General features: G+C 58.5%; 12 protein-coding genes and 3 pseudogenes. 6 read left to right on the forward strand and 9 right to left on the reverse strand.

The features are described 5' to 3' along the window. Nucleotides 1-469: 469 nt before the first annotated feature. Nucleotides 470-1,177: an SDR family oxidoreductase gene (locus EOA33_RS00230; RefSeq protein ID WP_245468328.1), complete on the forward strand. Its 708-nt coding sequence runs from the start codon at nt 470-472 to the stop codon at nt 1,175-1,177. Between the two features lie 387 nt (nt 1,178-1,564). On the opposite strand, the gene EOA33_RS00235 is transcribed toward EOA33_RS00230, so the two are convergent. Next, nucleotides 1,565-3,367, reverse strand: a complete 1,803-nt coding sequence (locus EOA33_RS00235) for an ABC transporter ATP-binding protein (RefSeq protein WP_126080644.1) — start codon at nt 3,365-3,367, stop codon at nt 1,565-1,567. Between the two features lie 676 nt (nt 3,368-4,043). Here EOA33_RS00235 and EOA33_RS00240 point away from each other — a divergent pair. The 5 genes from EOA33_RS00240 to EOA33_RS00260 all read left to right on the forward strand — a co-directional run bounded on the left by EOA33_RS00240 (nt 4,044) and on the right by EOA33_RS00260 (nt 11,393). Continuing rightward, nucleotides 4,044-4,787, forward strand: a complete 744-nt coding sequence (locus tag EOA33_RS00240) for a LuxR family transcriptional regulator (RefSeq protein WP_126080645.1) — start codon at nt 4,044-4,046, stop codon at nt 4,785-4,787. A gap of 969 nt (nt 4,788-5,756) precedes the next feature. Then, nucleotides 5,757-6,638 (forward strand): SPASM domain-containing protein, encoded by an 882-nt coding sequence (locus tag EOA33_RS00245; RefSeq protein ID WP_245482187.1) that lies wholly within the window; start codon nt 5,757-5,759, stop codon nt 6,636-6,638. 870 nt (nt 6,639-7,508) lie between these two features. After that, the gene (gene ectB, locus EOA33_RS00250; RefSeq protein WP_126080646.1) at nt 7,509-8,765 is read left to right on the forward strand and encodes a diaminobutyrate--2-oxoglutarate transaminase; all 1,257 of its coding nucleotides are present in this window, start codon (nt 7,509-7,511) and stop codon (nt 8,763-8,765) included. Then, nucleotides 8,758-9,597 (forward strand): hypothetical protein, encoded by an 840-nt coding sequence (locus EOA33_RS00255; protein WP_126080647.1) that lies wholly within the window; start codon nt 8,758-8,760, stop codon nt 9,595-9,597. Before ectB ends, EOA33_RS00255 begins: the two co-directional genes overlap by 8 nt. 524 nt (nt 9,598-10,121) lie before the next feature. After that, entirely contained in the window at nt 10,122-11,393 is a 1,272-nt protein-coding gene (locus EOA33_RS00260; protein WP_126080648.1) for an aminotransferase class I/II-fold pyridoxal phosphate-dependent enzyme, read from the forward strand. Nucleotides 11,394-11,429: 36 nt separating this feature from the next. Here the strand turns inward: EOA33_RS00260 and EOA33_RS00265 are convergent. The 8 genes and pseudogenes from EOA33_RS00265 to EOA33_RS39645 form a co-directional block, all read right to left on the reverse strand. Then, nucleotides 11,430-12,601, reverse strand: a pseudogene (locus EOA33_RS00265) (IS5 family transposase). A gap of 595 nt (nt 12,602-13,196) precedes the next feature. Then, a complete protein-coding gene (locus EOA33_RS40110; RefSeq protein WP_348627501.1) occupies nt 13,197-13,511 on the reverse strand; it encodes a tyrosine-type recombinase/integrase in 315 nt (104 codons plus the stop codon). Nucleotides 13,512-13,558: 47 nt separating this feature from the next. Continuing rightward, a pseudogene (locus EOA33_RS41435) lies at nt 13,559-13,741 on the reverse strand (transposase); the annotation flags it as partial. A 344-nt stretch (nt 13,742-14,085) separates the two neighbouring features. After that, a complete protein-coding gene (gene fabG / locus EOA33_RS00280) occupies nt 14,086-14,871 on the reverse strand; it encodes a 3-oxoacyl-ACP reductase FabG (protein ID WP_126080649.1) in 786 nt (261 codons plus the stop codon). After that, nucleotides 14,871-15,521 (reverse strand): thiamine pyrophosphate-dependent enzyme, encoded by a 651-nt coding sequence (locus tag EOA33_RS00285; protein ID WP_348628204.1) that lies wholly within the window; start codon nt 15,519-15,521, stop codon nt 14,871-14,873. Before EOA33_RS00285 ends, fabG begins: the two co-directional genes overlap by 1 nt. 133 nt (nt 15,522-15,654) lie before the next feature. Next, nucleotides 15,655-17,013, reverse strand: a complete 1,359-nt coding sequence (locus EOA33_RS00290) for an aspartate aminotransferase family protein (RefSeq protein WP_245466456.1) — start codon at nt 17,011-17,013, stop codon at nt 15,655-15,657. A gap of 228 nt (nt 17,014-17,241) precedes the next feature. Next, entirely contained in the window at nt 17,242-18,471 is a 1,230-nt protein-coding gene (locus tag EOA33_RS00295; protein ID WP_127404720.1) for an acetyl-CoA carboxylase biotin carboxylase subunit family protein, read from the reverse strand. Nucleotides 18,472-19,163: 692 nt separating this feature from the next. After that, a pseudogene (locus tag EOA33_RS39645) lies at nt 19,164-19,348 on the reverse strand (hypothetical protein); the annotation flags it as partial.

Below are 19,348 nucleotides of genomic sequence, written 5' to 3' on the forward strand. Positions count from 1 at the left end.
TGTCGCAGGTCCGAACAGCTTGCGCACGACTGCGCGAGGCATAAACTGGTTTTAACCCTAGCGAAACCTTTTGTGCATTCTCAGGGCAGTTGCTGGTGCTTACGATTAGAATGACACAAGCAAGGCTCGGCTTGCCGGATCCTGAGTATGTAATACTCCGCTTCCGCCGCTGCAGAAGCCAGTCGTCGGGGGGAACTTCGGCGGGGGGAAGGAAGCCGCGGGTCTCGATCAGCGGGATGGCATCTGGGTTTGAGGTAGCAGAACCGGGGAAGCGTCTTCACCGCTTCCCCGTCGATCCTGCGGATAGGGGCAGAGCTTGGCAAGCTAGTCCGCTCGGCAGATCGCAGAGGCGGTGGCATCGCCCAGACCATCGTGCCTCACGCGATGTCCCGCTGCCTATGCATGTCGCTCGTCGAAGTGAAGGGTGGAAAGGCAGTTGGATAAAAGGTTTGCAGGTAAGGTGGCTCTCGTGACGGGCGGGCGTAGCGGCATCGGTCTTGCGACTGCGCGACGTCTAAGGGACGAGGGCGCTCGCGTGTTCACCGCTCAACGTGGTGAGGACCGGGAATTCGAGGCCATTTCGGTCGACTTCACAGCTCCGACCAAGGCGGCTCATGCTATCAAAGCGGTTGTCGAACGGGCGGGACGGCTCGATGTCCTGGTAAACAACGCCGGGGTCATGCAGGAGGCGCTCGTCGAAGATATGAGCCTAGCAGATTGGGAGAGGACGATCGCCATAAATCTGACCACCCCATTCGTGCTGATAAAGGCGGCGATGCCTCACCTGCGGTCCACTGGCGGCGCGATCGTGAATGTCGGATCGATCGAGGGGCTGGGATCCAACCCGAAACACGCGGCCTATTGCGCCTCCAAGGCTGGTCTCCACGGTCTCACCCGCGCGGTTGCGATCGACCACGGCGCCGAAGGTGTGCGCTGCAACGCTGTCGCGCCTGGCTGGATCGACACCGACCTGAACTTGGATTTCATCGAGAGCATGCCGGACCCCAAGCGCTTTCGCCAGCAGATCGGTAATATCCATCCAATTGGGCGAACGGGGAAGCCGGAGGAGGTCGCGAACCTCGTAGTCTGGCTGGCTTCGCCAGAATCCTCGTTTATCACCGGTCAGGTGTGGACGATCGATGGAGGCCGAATGGCGAAGCTCAGTCTGCCACAGTAGAACCTGCGCAGGTTTGCCAAGCCGGACTTCATTGGACACCGCTCTCTTAAAAGGTGTTTGACAGCTTAGGTTGCAACCTGAGCGAAACGTTTGCGTTGTGCCCGGTATGAAAGAGGTCTAGGATTTCGGAGGATCTCTTGCAGTATAGTTCTAGAATTTTCTAAGCGAAAATTAACGAGCTTAAGTTCTGCGCAATGCAAGCGAAACAGGAGTATGATGGACGGTACCTTATGTTTTTTTGGATGGGAGTCGGTTTCAGCGGACACCTCCATGTGCTTCCCAATATACGTCGACCGGGCTAGATTTGGGATGTCGTGAGACGGCGATACATTTTGTACCGGGAATGGGCGCTCTCGCGGTCGGGCACTCGATCCTGATACTTGGCGCTCAGGCCAGGCCCATCGCTAGTTCCAACGCCTGCCGTTCGAAGAGGCGGCGGTAAATGCCACCATCGAGATCGATCAGCGCGGCATGATCGCCGTCCTCCATGATGCGGCCACGGTCGAAGACGAGCAGCCGATCGAGCGAGCGGACCGTCGACAGCCGGTGTGCGATGACGAGTGTGGTTCGACCCACCATCAACCGATCCACCGCTTGTTGAATGAGCACCTCGGATTCCGAATCGAGGCTCGATGTGGCCTCGTCAAGAATAAGGATCGGCGCGTTCGCCAGGAAGGCGCGCGCGATCGCCACGCGCTGGCGCTCGCCGCCGGAGAGCTTCAAACCTCTTTCGCCGACCAATGTCCCATAGCCCTTCGGCAGGGGCGCGATGAAGTCATGCGCACTGGCCAGCCGTGCCGCTTGCTCGATTTCGGCCTGGCTCGCGCCAGGCCGGCCATAGGCGATGTTCTCGGCAAGCGACCTGTGAAACAGGATAGGCTCCTGCTGCACGATCGCGATCTGCGAACGGAGCGACTCTTGGGTCACCTCGGAGACGTCCTGGCCGTCTATCAGGATCCGGCCGCCGCTCAGGTCGTAGAGTCTCTGGATGAGCTTCACGAATGTTGACTTGCCGGAACCGGAAGGTCCAACCAACCCAACCCTTTCGCCAGCCTCAATCGACAGCGAACATTGGCTATAGATCGGCAGGGGATGGTTGGCGTAACGGAAGTGGACGTTCTCGAAATCGATGCGGCCCGTCGTGATCCGGATCGGCTTGGCCTCTGGACGATCCGCAACATCCAGCTGCTGATTGTGGATGGCCACCAGTTCTTCCATATCATTAACCGAGCGTTGCACGGTGCGGACATGCATGCCGGCATCACGCAGATAGCCCTTCAGGACGATGAAGGACGTGAGAACATAGGCTATCTCGCCCGGCGTTGCCTGTCCATGCGACCACAGAAGCAGGGCATATCCGACCACCGCCACCCTGAGCGCAACCAAAGTGACGCCTTGGGTTGAGTCGACGATCGTTCCGCGCACCCAACTCCGGCGCGCGCGGTGCCGCCATTTGGTCATGATATTTTCAAGCCGCTGGTCTTCGCGAACCTCGGCGCCGAAGCCTTTGACCACAGCGTTGCAACTGACCGCGTCCGCAAGCGCGCCGCCGAGCTTTGTGTCCCATTGGTTGGCAAGGCTCGCCGCCGGCGCGACATAGCTGAGCGACAGCGAAATCGAAAACGCTAGATAGATCAGAGAGCCGCAAGCAAAGATCACGCCCATGACCGGCCAGTGCCAGCCGAGCAGCGCCGTCGAACCTACCAAGATGATAAAGGACGGGAACAGCGCGACCAATATTGTGCTGTTTAGAGGGTCGAGCGCCCACATGCCGCGCGTTATCTTGCGCACTGTCGAGCCGGCGAAGCTGTTCGCATGCCAGTCTGTCGAAAAGCGCTGGACATGATAGAACGCTTCGTTCGCGACATCGGACATCATCTTCAGCAAAAGATCGTTCAGGCCAATGACGGCGATGTGGCGCATGGCGATGGCAACGAGCGCAAGCGCAATCGGTACAGAGAAGGCTGCAAGGGCCGAATGCCAGGCTGGTGCTGCCACAGCAGCGCCGCCTGCAACAGCATCGATGAGACGACCTGAATAGACCGGCATCAGCACGTCAGCCAGCGTGGAGGCAAGCATCGCAGCCGTGATGATCGCGAGCCGCACCGGCTGCCGGCTCCAGTGGCGGACAGTGAAGGCGAGTACGTGGCGACCAGTGGCGCCGCGTCCATGGACGGGGAAACGTTTCATAGTTTCCAAGCGGGCGCATCAACACGCTCGGTCCCAAAGACGTTAAAAGACAAAACTAGAATTTTCGACCTCCCCCATAACAGCATCAATTTTGGCGGGCAGCTCCTGCCGCCTCACGACGGTGATGTTCAAAAGTCGTGCCAACTGAGCGGGAACATCCGAAGGACAAATTCAGCAGGTTACCGAGCCTGGAGAAAGTCAGCCGCGATCCAGTCGAATACTTTTGCTACGGCTGCCCAGCTCGGGAGATTGGAAAAGAAGGTCGACGTATCGATTGAATTGTGAACTTGTTCTTTCTCCATCCGATAAGCGGAGTGAGTGCATCACGTTGCCTCGATCAAATAAGTACAGTTGCCATGCAGCTTTCTCAGGCCCGGGACTTAGGTGCTGATTTCAAAAGCGCGCCGCGAATACGTTCCTGCCCATATTCCGTCAATCGAATGCTCGACTGTCGGATTGTGCGCTCCCCGACACAGTGCTGTTCGGTTCGCCTCCTGGGTACCTCCCCCAGTCGATTGACGACCTGAAGAAGAAGCTTCGCTCGCAAGCTGGCACGACTCTTGAGGGTACTCCAGGTGGCGAAAGGAACTCCGGCTCGAGTCCCGTTGACTTCGGATGTTGCGAGGCTGGGCTGGAGCAAACTTTGCACCGATGAGAACGCAATGAAGGAGGCATCATGGAACTCCCGCAGGTGGAGTTAGACCTATTCCTCGAGATGACTGATGATATCGCTCAATCCGAACAGTTGTTCGAACGGATGTCTGCGTTTGCGCTGAAGTTCGATTGCCCGTGGATTGCCTATGGCCCGCTCGCATCAAAACAGGGGGTTTTCAAGCCGAACCGAGAGGGTTCTGTGGTGATGTGGAATTATCCTGCTGAATGGCAGGAGCGCTACTCGAGAATGGGCTATGCCAAAATAGACCCACTCATCAAGAAAGGTCGAAAGGAGGCGGGGCCCTTTCGATGGAGCGAGGTGTATACCGATGAAAGCATAACTGAAGATGGACGCCGCGTCTTGGACGAAGCAGCAACATTCGGCTTGAGGTCAGGCGTTACCGTCCCATTACATGGCCCTGGTGACAGCTTTAGGTTTGTGAGTTTTGCTCAATCCTCGGACTGCGAATTGCAGAATAGAACGATCACCTACCTGCAAATGGCCGCGCTGCGGTTTCATCGGATGGTTACGAAGTTCGACACTACGACTGCGTCGGAACGAGTACATAACCTGTCTCCGAGAGAAATACATTGCATTGATTGGGTGTCGAAAGGAAAATCGTCATGGGAAATAGGAACTATTTTAGGCAGATCACGAAATACGATAGATTTCCATTTAAAAAATGTAATGCGGAAGTTGGATGCGACCAGCAGAACGGTAGCTGTTGTAAAAGCTTTGAAACTTGGGATTATCGAACCGCCGTAGGTGCGCAGCTAGTTCTCCGCCCGTAGTAGCGCGCGTGATAGCCGAGAGCTCCGGCGTGCGCTCGCTCTTCGAAGCCCCAGCGCCTCGTCCATCTCGGCCTCGAGCACCTCCTGCATCACCCACCTCGTTCGATCTATCCGGGTTTCAAAGCAGAATGTCTTTGACGGCAGCGCTGGCGGTCTTACTTTCCGTCTTGATCATGGCGGCGTTCCTTCCAGGGAATCGGTGACGTTGAGCACCACCCTGTCATGACCGCCCGCTCTCAGCGAATTTGCAGAACTCAGCACGCCATTCTGTCTTAAGCGACTGACGCATGAGTGATGTGTGTCCAAAATCTGACAGCCGTCAGAAAACATGTCGGGTTCAAAACAGCGGAGCGTCTTGGGCCTGTCGGGCTTTTCGAAGCCTATCACGCAGTAACTGCGCGCCAAGGGCACTGGCACGGCCTTTGCTGGTCGAGGTGCGGCAATATAGTGTGAGGGTTAAGCCGCATGAGAACACGGAACTCGCTCGACGTAAGGGATGATCGACCTCATCCAGAAAGCTTCTCTCCGGCGGGTTCGAGGGTGCTGCGCGCGCATCTCGGCGACGGGCCAGCGATCGACGATTGAGGCTACATCTCCGGAGCGAGTGATGCCTCGAAAATTGCAATGCTGTCTCTGGTCCGACGCGCTGGAAGTTTGTGAAGAGTCGGCCCGGCAAATCGGCGAACCGGTCGGCTTAGGCTGCGAAAAAGGGTAGATGGCCGCGTTGCCGCGGTGGATCAACAGGCGGTGTCAGAAAGCCAAAGGCACACGTACACTATCGTGGCGCTTCGCAGGAGGTAGATGGGAGTAATCACCAGTGATTTTACCGGAACTTCGCTCAGCAAACACAGCCGGCAGGGTTTTGGAGATAACGACGACCACGGGATGTGTCGTAGGATGTTCATATTGTCCCCAGGACAAGTTCGCGGTCCGGCAAAGAAAAGTGTCTCATGCGAGTCATCTGGGTCTTGAAGATTTCAAGCGGTGTCTGGCCCGCGTACCGACTTCCGTCGACATTGGTTTTGCGGGATACTCCGAACCTTGGCTCAATCCGGACTGCACCGAAATGGTGGAGCACGCCTTCGCCAAAGGCCATGGCATCAGGATTTTTACGACGCTGGTGGGAATGAACGGGCAGGACCTGCAGCGATTGCAAGCCTTGCGCTTGGGCGTATTCGTGGTCCATGTTTTCGATGACGGCACCTACATGAACAGCCGCCTGGTCGGAGACAAGTATCGCGATCTGGTTCGTCAACTCGTCGACGCGGACATCCCCTTGATCCGATTCGTGGCCTTGGGCGAGCCCCACCCAGATATAGCCGACATTATTCCTACCGAAGCACTGATAAAAGCGCGGCCGGTGAGCAGTAGGGGTGGAAGCGTCGACCCTAAGATCGTTGCACCACGTCAGCCAGTGCTCGGAGCCCTAACCTGCGTGGACGAACGACAGTATCGGAATGTTCTTCTTCCAAACGGCGACGTCACCCTGTGCTCCATGGATTTTGAACGGAGTCACGTATTGGGCAACCTTCTATATGAGGGTTACTCCGATCTGTTTGAAAAGCCAGTTTTTCGCGAAATCGTCGACCGCATGAATGGAGCGGATGGTTTTCTGCTTTGCAGAATGTGTGAATTCGCCGATCCAAACGACCGGACCTGGGCGGATGCCGGCCGAGAGGGCGTGCCTGGCAATGCGGATGGCCCCACGACAAATGCACCTGCTCGCGACGCCATCGTGTTTTCGCGTGAGGCGCGGCAGTGGGCCTCGACCACATCGAAAGGGGTCTTCGGCTTCCAACCGAGCTTGTTCAACTGCCTGCCTTGAGGTAACGCCGATCACAGGTCAACCTCGGTCGGACGGAAACAGCGTTCGTCGATCCCGATCAGCGCTTGATTACTTACTCACGGCCCACCTCGTCAACGCCTTCAGCCTCCCAGACGATCTCCTGTTCGACTCGCCTGAAGGCAGCAGCCCCAGCTGCGGCCGGGGATGGTTGCCGTCGCGGTAGTTGACGCTCTCGAAACCGATGCGGCCCTTCGCCAGCGCGTCTCCCGGTTGCTTCCGCCTGGCCTACGAACGGGCTTTCCGTCAAGGGGGTCCACGGCGGCCCCGCCCTTTTGATCCGGCGGCTCGGGCCAGTTATCGCGCAAGAGATCGGAATCCGCATTCTTCTCAAAGAGAGCGTGGCTTTCGCTGTGTCATCGGTCATCAAATAGTTTCTTGAATCAGGTTGGTGTCCGCAGCCCGAGGTTGAACGGCGAATATTGATGACCGCCGCGAAGCCGCTCGCTCGCTACGGCGCCATCGAGGAGCGCGCTCGCGAGCGGCTTCGCTACCGCCGAGCGACACAACCTCTGGCGACGCGACCCTGCTGATCTCCTTGGACCCATTCATTTGTGCGGAGGCGCTATGGGCAGCGATGGGTGGGTACGTCAACTACCTGATGCCATAGTATCGGTGCTTTCGCGGAAGGTTTAGAAGCCATCTTGTTGCAGCACATTCCCCGAAGACATCCGAATGGAGGGCAACGCAACCAACAATATTCAATGAGGATCCCGGCACCACCAGACCAAACCCAGACCAAACAAAGCTGCCTCCGGCATTCTGCTTCAATGTTAAACGACGAACATATGCCGCAAACCACTAGCCATTAAACAGCTCTCTTCTTTGACGACTATGTGCAGAGGACTTAATATGGACACCGACGCTTTCACGGCTCATGAATCTAGCGTTCGTCGTTATTGCCGGGCGTTCCCCACCGTCTTTACGAAGGCCCTTGGGGCGACGATCTGGGACGAGACGGGTAAGCCCTTTATCGATTTCCTGGTGGGTTCCGGCGCACTCAACTACGGGCACAACAATCCGGATATTATGGCGCCGGCGATTGAATATCTCGTCGGTGAGAACATTCTTCTGTCGCTTGATATGCATACGGCGGCAAAGCGTGACTTCATTGAAGGGTTCGTCGATTGGATCCTGAAACCCAGAGGCCTTTCATACAAGATTCAGTTTCCTGGGCCGACCGGCACGAACGCCAACGAAGCGGCTCTGGCGCTGGCGCGAAAATACACCGGCCGCTCGAGCGTCATGGCCTTTACGAATGCGTTCCACGGCATGTCGCTCGGCTCTCTAGCGGTGTCGGGCTCGGCCTCAACCAGGGAACTGGGAGGCGTCGCTCGCCACGATGTGATCCGTGTTCCCTATGACGGCTATCCGAGCCAAGCTTTCGATTCCGCCAGTTACATCGACAGCGTTTTGAGCGACCCGGGGAGCGGCATAGAAAAGCCTGCCGCAATCATTCTGGAGACCATCCAGGCAGAGGGCGGCATGAACGCCGCATCCGCAGCGTGGCTCACGGAAATTCAGCGCATTTGCCGCACGCATGGCATTGTTTTTATCGTCGACGACATCCAGGCAGGTGCGGGCCGAACTGGCGACTTCTTCTCATTCGAGTCTGCAAAAATCGAACCGGATATTGTTTGTCTTTCTAAGTCCCTTAGCGGTTCAGGTAGTCCGTTGTCCATCGTTCTGATTCGACCCGACTTGGATATATGGAAGCCCGGAGAACATAGCGGGACCTTCAGAGGAAACAATTTCGCCTTCGTGACGGCAGGAGCCATGTGCAAGATGTGGTCGGATAGGAAATTTACTGCAGGTGTCGAGCGGACAGCCGTCAGGCTGCAAACGCACCTCGATCGCCTGGTTGCGAAATTTCCAAGATACATCGAACAGAAGCGCGGCCGCGGTCTGATGGCCGGCCTGAAATGCCGTTCACCGGCAGTTGTCGGCCGCGTGCACGATGTCGCATTCGAAAATGGCCTTCTTATCGAATCCTCGGGGCCAAATCGCGACGTTATCAAAGTCCTCCCGCCGATAACCATCACCGATGCCGAACTCGATCGTGGCATCACCATCCTTGAACACGCACTACAGGAGCAAGACAATGCCTAGTCAGATATCTCAAGTGCCAGCCATCTCGCCGGTTTCGATCAAAGAACGGACCGGGTCGATCAACACGGCGGAGATCATCTCGGTCCTGAAAGGTGAGCTCACCGCTCTGCACATCAAGCAAGCTTTCAGCACCGAAGTAGCAGAGGAGATCACTACGAACTTTATTGGAAGCTCCGGTCTCAGAGAGCGTAAAGATGGTGTGCCCGGACAATATGTCGGTGCATCTCACTACAGAAAGGATGCAGCCACCTATTTCGCAGACGCCGAAAACGCGCGGCCGTACGTCGATGCCCTTTTTAAGAATTTGGTTGACCCGGTTCGAGCAGTATTCGGGGCGTTGAAGCGAGAGCTTCACAACCAGGGAATCGAATTGCGGCTAGCGCGTTCCGAACACGGCCAGGCCAATGTTTGTCGCGGCCTCAGTTGGTCGGGCACAGGCACGTTTTCCTTGGATCCCCACGACGACGTCGCTCAAGTCTTACGTGCTGGCGATGATTACGAGCTTTCTGCGGTGGCGCACAATACGGTCGCAGCGCTCAACCTCTATCCCAGCATGCCTGAGGAAGGCGGCAATCTGAAGCTCTGGAGCCACAAGCCGACGGTTGCGGACCGGATATCGCAAGGTGTGGAGACCACTGGATACCCCTATTCGGCAGCCTATCTGGAGGCCGTCCCTTGCCGCGAGTTCGAGCTCAAAACTGGGGATATCGCCCTAATCGATGGCGGCTTCGTTCACGGGGTTACCGGTCAATCAGGCAACGGAAAGCGTCGCGTGCTGCTGAATTGCTTTTTCGGATTTGCGCGGCCAGATCTTGTTCTCTGGTGGACCTGAGTGGATGTCCCCGACCGCGGGTCATATCGGCCTGAGTGGGAGCGCCGCGGCGAACAGAAGCCACAAAAGCTCCTGAACCGTCTAGCAGGAGCGGGAAGTAGTCGGCGGTGGCCAGGGAGGCGCCGCCGACGTCGTCCTGATTGTGGGCGATACAGGTGCCGCCCCTCCGGTGTTCAGCTTTGATTGTGCCGATGACGGGCTCGACCGCGTGGCGGTTCCCTTGTCTCGCGATTCATTTCCGGTGTCATGTTCCACCTAGTGCTGAAAACTCCAACCTGGGCTTTGCGGCACGTTGTGCCAGGATGCGCCGGCTACTCAGGGCAGAAGAACTCTTCACCCCAGAACTGGGTATTCGGGTCTCTCCACCCAGGGCGCGCCAGCTCCTCATCCGACAGACTGAAGGTGTCTTCGGGATCATATCAGACGGCCATCAGCCGCATCGGAATTCGGCGGTTCGCAATTTGGATCACGTGAGACTGGGGAGCCAATTTACCGCAAATATGCACTTTTGAAAGGACGTCCAAATGTCTCCGGTGGAATTCACAGCGGGCGCTGCAAACGCCAGTCATTTCCGCAACACCGCTTCGGTCATTGATCGGACGCGAATGCATTTCGAACGGGCTCACCAACGTGGTCTCATGGGTGTTTACGGGCGGTCTTTAGAGGGGAGGGCGGTCATGATCACGGAGGGCGAGCGTCGAGGCGATACCATGGCCGACTACGTACGTTGTTGCTACCTCGGCTTGGACAATCATCCAGCTATCGTTGCAGGCGCGGTTGCCGCGATAAAGGAATACGGATCACTCCACTGGTCTTGTGCACGCACGCGCCTGAATTTCGGACTCGTTGGTGAACTTGAGGGATTGCTTTCCCAACTCTTTGGGGCGCGGATTATTACTTACTCGACGGTTATGATTGCCAACATGGGCGCACTGCCAATCATCGCCTCCGGACATTTAACGGGAGGTCAAAGACCTGTCATGGTGTTCGACCGTCTGGCACATGCCTCGCTTGCCTTTCATAAGCCAGTTGTGGCCGAGGAGACCCAAGTCGAGACAATTCCTCACAATGACCTCGATGCTTTGGAGCAGCTTTGCCGCAAGCATCCAATCGTCGCTTACGTCTGCGATGGCGTCTATTCGATGGGCGGCTTCGCGCCGATCGAAGGGCTTCTTGAGTTGCAGGAAAAGTATGGCCTTTTTCTTTACATCGACGACGCACACGGAATTTCACTATTTGGCGAAAGTGGCGAAGGTTTTGCGCGCTCGCAATTACCCAACGAGCTAGGTGAGCGCACGATCGTCGCGGCGTCCCTCGCCAAGGGCTTCGGCGCGTCGGGCGGCATGCTCATGCTGGGAACGGCATATCAAGAAGAGCTATTTCGTTGCTACTCCATTCCGCATGCCTTCTCGGCTTCGCCCAACGTTGCAGCTGTCGGTGCCGCTATGGCCTCGGCGAAAATCCACCGCACGAGCGAGCTCAGGGTTCGCCGAGATCAATTGATCGACCGCATCGCCCTGTTCGACGATCTCATCAACACAGATCAGCGAGGCGCTCCTCTGCCAATTCGCATGATTAATGTGGGCGATGAATTTGCGGCTATTGATTTCGCAGCACGCCTATTCGATGATGGCTTTTACACTTCCGTCACGTTCTTTCCGACGGTCGCTCGGGGCCATGCGGGCATACGCATCTGTCTTACAGCGAGTCACGATCTGTCAGACTTGGCGCGGCTCTGTAATAAGATTCAGATCCACGGACAATCCGTGTTTACCGCAACAGAGGAGCCTCACTGAACACCAAGAATTGTCAGTCGTCCGTGAACAACGAGATTAGTCAGGCTTCGAGTCCTCTCGGCTGACTGGGCTGCGATGAGAAGCCACAAAACCTGTGAACCAGTTGAGCAGGAGGGAGAAGTTGTAGCCGGCGGCGGCGTTGAGGGCGTCGCCCTGCTGGCCGGCGAGGAGTTGCGGCTCATCCGGTGCTCAGCCTTGATGTGGCCGATGCTCTATGGGCTTGCGAGCGTGTGGCCGCCATAGGGATTGCCGGGCAGCGCTTTTTGCATGCAGGGCGAACTGGCCGCCCGGACGCTTCAGCGTGGTGGCCACCGACACCTTCCCCCCGAACTCGTAGGGCATATGCGCCTTCCCTTGCCAATGCATTCCACCTCGTGCGCGTGCAGGCAGTAGATCTTGCGGACGCGCTGGCGCTGACGTTGCTGGAGAACGGTGGCGGCCTGGTAGAGCGGCCATTTGAAGAGCGCGTCCAGCCCCGCATTGCCGGCGATCTGGCGACCAATGTCGCGAATGGTCCGGCCGACATAGTCTTGAGCCTGCGCAGCGCCTTGTTGGCCCGCTTGAACTGCTTGGCGTGGGCATAGCGCTGGTGGCTGATCAGCGCCAGCTTGCCGACCCGCACATAGCTCTGGCGCAAATGGAGGCCCGTCCTCTTGGCCAGCCGCACCAGCCGCTCGCGCGCCCGGTGGATGAGCTTGGCGTCGGTCGGGAACATGACGTTCTTCGGCTGCACGGTGGTGTCGGTCCTCGGACTGATCCGGGGATCACCTGGCGCGTGTCGGCCGGCTTCATCGCCCCGGTCTTGACCGCAAGGCTGAGTCTCGCCTGCAACAGCGCCACGATCCGCTCCTCGCCCATGCGGCTGCGCCAACGCGTCATCAACGAGCGGTCGAACGGCAGCGTATGGCAAAAGAACGTCTCCCGGTGAGATACTGGAAATAGGGGTTCTCCACCCAGCGCTCGCACAGCACCTCGTCGGACAGGTTGAAGGTGTGCTTGAGGATCGCCAGCCCCGCCATCAGCCGGGTCGGCAGCGGCGGCATGCGGGGGCCGTCCGAATAGACCGCGCCAAAACGCTCCTCCAGCATCGGGCAGTCGATCGCATCCGCCAGCCGCACCAGCTCGTGCTTCATGCTGATGATCTGGTCGAGCCTGGAGCGGAACAGGTCCTGCTCTCCCGTCTCGCGCTTCTCGCGTGGCCCCGACATTCGCCGTCCCTCGATTCGCCCGCCGCCGGCCGAGCGAATCACGTTTCGGTTACAGCGTCTATGAAGCGCCCCGCCCACTTGTCTGATTCTAGGAAGGCAGACTATGTACAAAGGGCCGATTCAATTTGAATTCTAGAACAATCGTCATGCCACTCCATATGTAGCAAACCATTTAGTATGCGAAGGATGCGACACTTCCCGCTCTCGGGACTGGTCAACATGAGCTGAAAAAGGAAGGCTGCGACTTCGCAAAGCCCGGCGTGAGACTGGGCTGCTTGCGGAGCCGTCATGCCTTTGATCATCTTGTCGCAAAAAGAGCTGCCGCTCACGACCGCATCGCTCTCGGCGAATCAAAGAGCACGGAAAACGTGTATCGGATCGGGCACACTCACCATCGTAAGCTGCCATGACAGGTCGAATGTTCGCAAGTGCGACCTCGGCAAGCTGCGAGGTGGCGACCTTTACGTACAATGGCGTTGTGTTGATGCTTCGGTGCCCTAGAAGATCGACGACCTCGTTGACCGGCCTTCACTGCTTGACGAGCTGGGTAGCAAGACTGTGGCGCAGGAGATGCGCACCTGCGACTCGCCCGAGTTCAACCCCGCCATGTCGCAAACGCGCATTTGAATGCTGCCACGGGCGGCGTGAAGGACAGGAACAGATACGGACTATCCACCTTCGGTCGAGCGCGCAGGACGTAGTCGGCGAGCGCGGCGCCGGTCTCCTCGAGCGGCGGCGCCACCCGATCCCGCTTGCCCTTGGTGCGCCGGACCGATACCTCGCCAGCACGCCAGTCGATATCCTGCAGCTGAATGGCGCGTAGCTCACCGTTGCGAATGCCCGTCGTGGCGAGTAGCAGCAGGGCTCGATCGCGGATGTCGACGGGCGTCGTTGCGCCGATCGCATCGATTGTCGCCGAAGGTCATCCCATGAAGACGCGGCGGCAAATGCGCCAAACCGCTTTGATGGGTCCGCGGCTTCGGTGCCGGCGAAGCCCTCCGCCTCTACCTGCTGGCCATCCAGGCCCAGAAGCAACTGGTCCTCGGGCAGGCCCTCCGCCCTTGGCCCGAAGCGATAGCGCTGCAACTCCTTGATGATTTGGCGGAGCCTCTCATTCTCCGCACGCGCGGCCAGAAGCATCGCCTGAAGCCAAAACCTCGAGGCGTTGACGGCTGAGCACGTCCTCGCTGCTGTCGAGCATCCGCTGTCGCTATCGGCCACCACCTCCCGCCAATGAGGCGTCCTTGGAACGACGCGGCCGAGATCCTGTCATGGTGGCCTTCGGATGTGAGAAGTCGCCGCCGTGCGCGTGATGCCAGGGCTCGCTTGGCTTGACCACGGCCCTGTCCGAAGGCAGCCTGTTCCAGGCGTTCGCCATGGCCCCTAGTGCAGCAGGTCCGTAAGTTCGCGCATGCGCAGAATGTGCGGGAGTGGCCGGCGCCGCGTCCTTCGTCACTGAATGGTTTGTGCCGCCGGCCGACAGATTAAGAGGGGGCGAACTCACCGCCGTTGACATCGATGATGGCGCCGTTAATGAAGTCGGAATCCGAGCGAACAAGAAACTTAATGACGCGGCTGATGTCTTCGGGCCTGCCGAGCCGGCCGATCGGGATCCGCGCGAGTGCAGCGCGGTTTCCGGGCCTCTCGGGCGGTCCCGTCATATTGCTTAAGACACGGCCAGGGCAGATCGTGTTCACCGTGATACCAAGCCCGGCGTATTCGCTCATGATCGACCGGGCGAGCCCTGCAAGCGCGCTCTTCGAGGCAACGTAGCTCGCTCCGGCGATCTTCGGCTGCGTACGCGCCGCGAGTGAACTGATCAGGACGATACGGCCTTGCCGGGCTTCCGCCATACCGGGCAACACCTCGCGGCAACAGAGGAAGGCGCCCGTGAGGTTCACCCGGATAACATCATCCCATTTGGCAAGCGGCATATGGCCGAGAGCGACACGCTGATCGTTTGGACCTTTCGGCGAGTAGCCAGCATTGCAGACAAGCGCGGATACCGTTCCCCACCGCTCGCGGACATTGGCGAAGAACCGGCAGACGCCGCGTTCGTCACGGAGGTCGACCGTGTCGGCGTGGATATTCCAAGCTGGAAAACGGGCGCGTAGATCGACAGCGGCAGCCTCCACCCGCTCTCTCGTCTGGCTGAAGAAAGCGACGCGCCAGCCAGCGTCGATTAGATGCGCGACGGTCGCAAACCCGATCCCGGTTGCCCCGCCGGTGACGACCGCAACGCCCATTGATTTGGTGTTTTCTGTCGTCATCAAACGGAACCCACGTCGCGCACGACGTTCTGGTCAACCGCGCCGCCGAAAAGGGAAAGAGCAGGATGGGCGTTGGGGGCGGCGACGACCTTGACTAGCCACGGCCTTTCAGAGGCGAGCGCCTCGAGAGCAGGCCCTATGTCGTCCGGTACCCTGACGACGGTCGCGCCGCAACCGCACGCCCGGGCGATTGCTGCGTGGTCGACTGGAGCGAAATGGCAGGCGCTCGTACAGGGTCCTAACGGCATTGCTTCGGCATGCCTTTGGAAGCCGAGCACGCCATTCTTTAGCACGATTACGACGACGGACACGCAGTTGCGTACCATCGGCGCGGCGGCGCCACAGGTCGATGTGTTGGAGGATTTGACAAAGAGCGTTGATCGTGACCGCAGCATGGACCACGAGGCACAGCGCCTCGTAGGTGCAACCGACCTCGGTTGGATCGACGCCGATATGGATGTTGCACGCGCCAGGCGTGATCTGGCGCCAACTGTCTGTTCCATTCTGGTTGGTGCGCGTTCCGACAGGCTCGCCTTGAAAGCCTCCGGAAGTGATGGCACGAGGATGGCCGCGGGCGGCCCGTTTTGGGTGGTAACCACTGCAATCCTGCTTAAGACGCGTTCAAAGTCGTCTGCCATGGCGCCCCCCATCTTCTCCTGCCGGTAGGCGAGCTGGCGGGATGCCAATCGTACCGCAGGCGAGGAGGACGGCAGACGGCAGGCTCTGGCCAAACAAGGGCTTCAACGCACGCGCGATCGCCTGTGCGACGGTTTCTTCCATGATCTAACCCGTGATAGTGTCGAGGAGCGCCGCGCGCTGAATTAGGAAGCGGTCGAAAGCATTTGCGACGAAGGCGATCTCATCCTCCCCCATCGGTGTTGAGAGGCAAGCGGCGGCCGCTTTGGGCAGAATGATGCCTTCCGTGGCGAAGAAGCGAGTTAATTCCGTCATCACGGCCACCTCCTGTAGGGTAAGGAAACTTTCTCGGAACTCTCGCGGCGGCTTGCGCCGCGGGTGAAGGCGAAAGAGGGAAGTGGCTCCAGTGACGCTGAAAGGGGCGCCGTGCCGCGCGATGATGCGTTCGAGCCCGTTTCGCAGTTTGTCCCCCAGCCGCTCGAGGTAATCGAAGGCAGCGCGGTCGAGGGCTTCCATCGCGGCGAGTCCTGCTGCCATCGAGAGCGGATTGGCTGAAAAGGTGCCGCCCTGCGGCAGAGCAGGACCGCCTGATGCGGCCTCGAAGACTGCCATCACCTCGCTGCGGCCTCCGATCGCGCCGATGGGGAGCCCGCCGCCAATGATCTTGCCGAGCGCGAAGAGATCGGGGGCGAGCCCATAGAGCGCAGAGGCGCCTTCGTAACCCTGTCGGAGGTTGAGAACCTCGTCGCTGATAACAAGGATACCGTGACGACGGGCCGTCTCTTGGATGGCGGATACGAAATCCGGCGTGGGCGAAATGAGCCCACTGCGGCTCGGCATGGGATCAACGAGGACGGCTGCGAGACGCCCTGCATGTTCCGTGATCAGCCGGCGCGCGCCCTCGGCGTTGTTGAAGCGCAAAATCACAACGTCATCGAGCACAGCTGGCGGCATGCCGCGATAAGAAAGAGTGGGCGCGGGATGTTCGGGATCGCCCCACGTTTGAGGCGTTGCAGCCTGGCTGACCTCGACCCAGTCGTAGGCGCCGTGATAGGCTCCCTCGATCTTGGCAATGGCGGGACGTCCCGTGAACGCCCGCGCCGCCTTAATCGCAAACATGACCGCCTCGGTACCGGTATTGACGAAGCGGATGCGGTCAAGATGCGGAATTCGGGCGCAGAGAAGCTCAGCAAGATCGATTTCAATCTCGGTCGGGTTGGCGAAGCAGCATCCGCTTCTGAGCTGCTGCGTCACGGCCTCGATCACGGGCGGGAAGGCGTGGCCATGGATGAGGGTCGTGAAGTTGCCGTTGAGGTCTAGGAGACGACGGCCATCAACGTCGACAAGAAACGCACTCTCTCCGTGATGCATGTAGCGGGGAATGGGATCGCGCTCGATAGTGATCCGCGTGGTGCCGTCCGGGAAAACCCTGCGCGCCCGGCCGAAAGTCTCGGCAGAACGGGGTCCGACGAGCGGAGGGGGGGGCAGGGCTGGTTGCTCTAACACCGCGGCTATCCTCTTGCTGTGGCCTGGGAATTACTCGCGCGACATAGCCGCCGCAAAAAATCAGAAGACAATTGTCCACCGCAGATAAGTTCAATTGCCTAGAGGTTCCCAGAAACAAAATTAGGTATCATTCACTTTGCGACGACCGCACTTGATTTTGCACTACAAGTTTCCTCTTCAATAGCTTCCCCTGGTGCGGCGACTTGAGGGGCTGATGATTGTCTTTGTTCACGGAAATGGAGAGATCGACCAACTGATTAAGTTCACCGCACGCTGAATTATCGCCTCGGTCCGGACACGGTCGGGTGAAGCGGCTATGACATGTCCCATGCGATCTCGATAGTCGCCTTTCCTCACGATAGGGGTATTGGGCTCGACACAAAATTGCACCTCTGCGACACCCGGTACAGCAGCAGCCTGACTGCCGCCATGGATCCAATCGACGATGCCATCACGGTCAGGAATTAGGACCCGGACGGCCACAATGTGTGAATGCCTTCTGCGCAAATCCCATTCGTGGCCGACGGCAAGCTTGATGTGTTCGGTGATAAGATCGACTCCATAAGCCAGCCGAACCAATTGAGAACCCGTCCCGCCCAAAAGTCGCGGATTCACTTCAATGACGACAGGGCCAAGCTTCGTCCACCGGAGTTCAACATTCGTGGGACCCCAGCCAAGGCCGAGAATTCGCAAGCAGCTCAGCGAAACGTCGGCGATTCGCTCGTGCTCGTCATCTGTCAGCGAGGCTGGCTGGGTGCCGCTATGAAAGACGAAATGCGGTGGGGGGCCGTAGTCAGCGGCGGCAATCGCAACGACCTCATTTCCCATTATCTGAGCGATATAATGCGGACCATTCGCGTATTCTTCAACAAGTATCCTCGGCGAAGATCGCCAAATGTGCTTCCCACCCAATAGGTAGGTGGTATGTTCGGCTAACTCATCGACGGTGCTGCATAATCGCACACCGATGCTGCCGCTGCCTATGGCTGGCTTCAGAATCACCGGCAGGCCGATCTCGGCGGCAGAGATTTCAACCTCCGCTGCATTCGCTGCTAAGCGATAAGCAGGTATTGGAATGCCGGCCTCCGCGAGGAGCTGACGTTGAGTAAATTTGTCGCAGCATTGTTCAATCGATGCGGGGTTCGGTCCCGGTAGATCGAAATGCAGGCAGAGCTTGCCAACTGTCGCGTAGATCGACTCGTCGTCGCCCGCAAAGCCAGTAATGCCAGCAATGTCATACGTCGCACGTAGCCGCGAACATTCGTGAATCAGCGCATCGAGATTGTCTGTATCGACACGGATTGTCTCGACACTTTCCGCCGCAAGGTAGTCATACCGAGCAGGATCAGCCGACAGGGTAATTGGATGGTAACCAAGACTCTGGGCCGCTTGGACGTATCGCAGACCAATTCCCCTATGACCTTCAACTAGGATAAGCGCTCTCGTTGCTCTTGGCATCCATTTCTCCATTGCGAGCTGCGGCGGTCCGGGCGTAAACAGGGTATTAGCCTCTTTCAGCGCGCCTGACCTCAGATTTAAGATGAACCTATAACCTTCAGGGACTTGCGCTCGCAAAGATTCTATAAATTTATTTGAAGCATTTGTTGCAACGTGCTGGTAACCGGGAACCACGGTGAACCCGCGAAGACAAGCACGGAGTCGGCAGGAACTTGGATAAGGCCAAAAAAAGGAACTTGCAGGTAGCTCAGCGACAAGTGAATCCCATGTGACACGGCGTTCGGCAGCACCTCAGATCGACGGATCGGCTCGACCAACCTCTTCTCCGCGGAAGGCGAGTATCGTCTCTAAAGACGATCGAACTCCGCCACCGCAAACCAAGCATCGCCTTGCGCAGGATCTCATTGGCCTGGCGCAGCTCCCGCTTCCAAGAGCCTTCAGCTTTCTCGGTAGCCTCGGTGGGGACACCTCCCAGCATACCGCTATCCTCTGGCCGGCCCATCCGCTGTGCGCTGCGTTGTGCAGCCGATCTTGGCGCGATCGAGGAGCGCGATCGAGGAGACGGCGGCCGTTTGCAGCGGATATTCCCCTCGTGAGCTTTTGACTAGCCACACGGTTCTTCGTGGTCAATATTGGTTCGCCGCATGATGGGACTTTACGGGACGAGCGTTCAATGGGAACGACGCACCTTGCTAAGCCAGCGGTGCAACCCCGATCAGCGGAATAGCTAGGCTCTCGTCCCCGCAGGGACGCCTCAGGCGATCGTGCATCGCATTTAAGAGCTCGCCGGTTTCAAGCGTCGTATGTATATCACCGCGTTCGCGCGCCACACCAACGGCAGCTCTTTTCAAGCCGATCCTCTCCCGGAGCTGTAGAC

The sequence above is a fragment of the Mesorhizobium sp. M4A.F.Ca.ET.050.02.1.1 genome (assembly GCF_003997725.1).
Classification (GTDB): Bacteria; Pseudomonadota; Alphaproteobacteria; order Rhizobiales; family Rhizobiaceae; genus Mesorhizobium.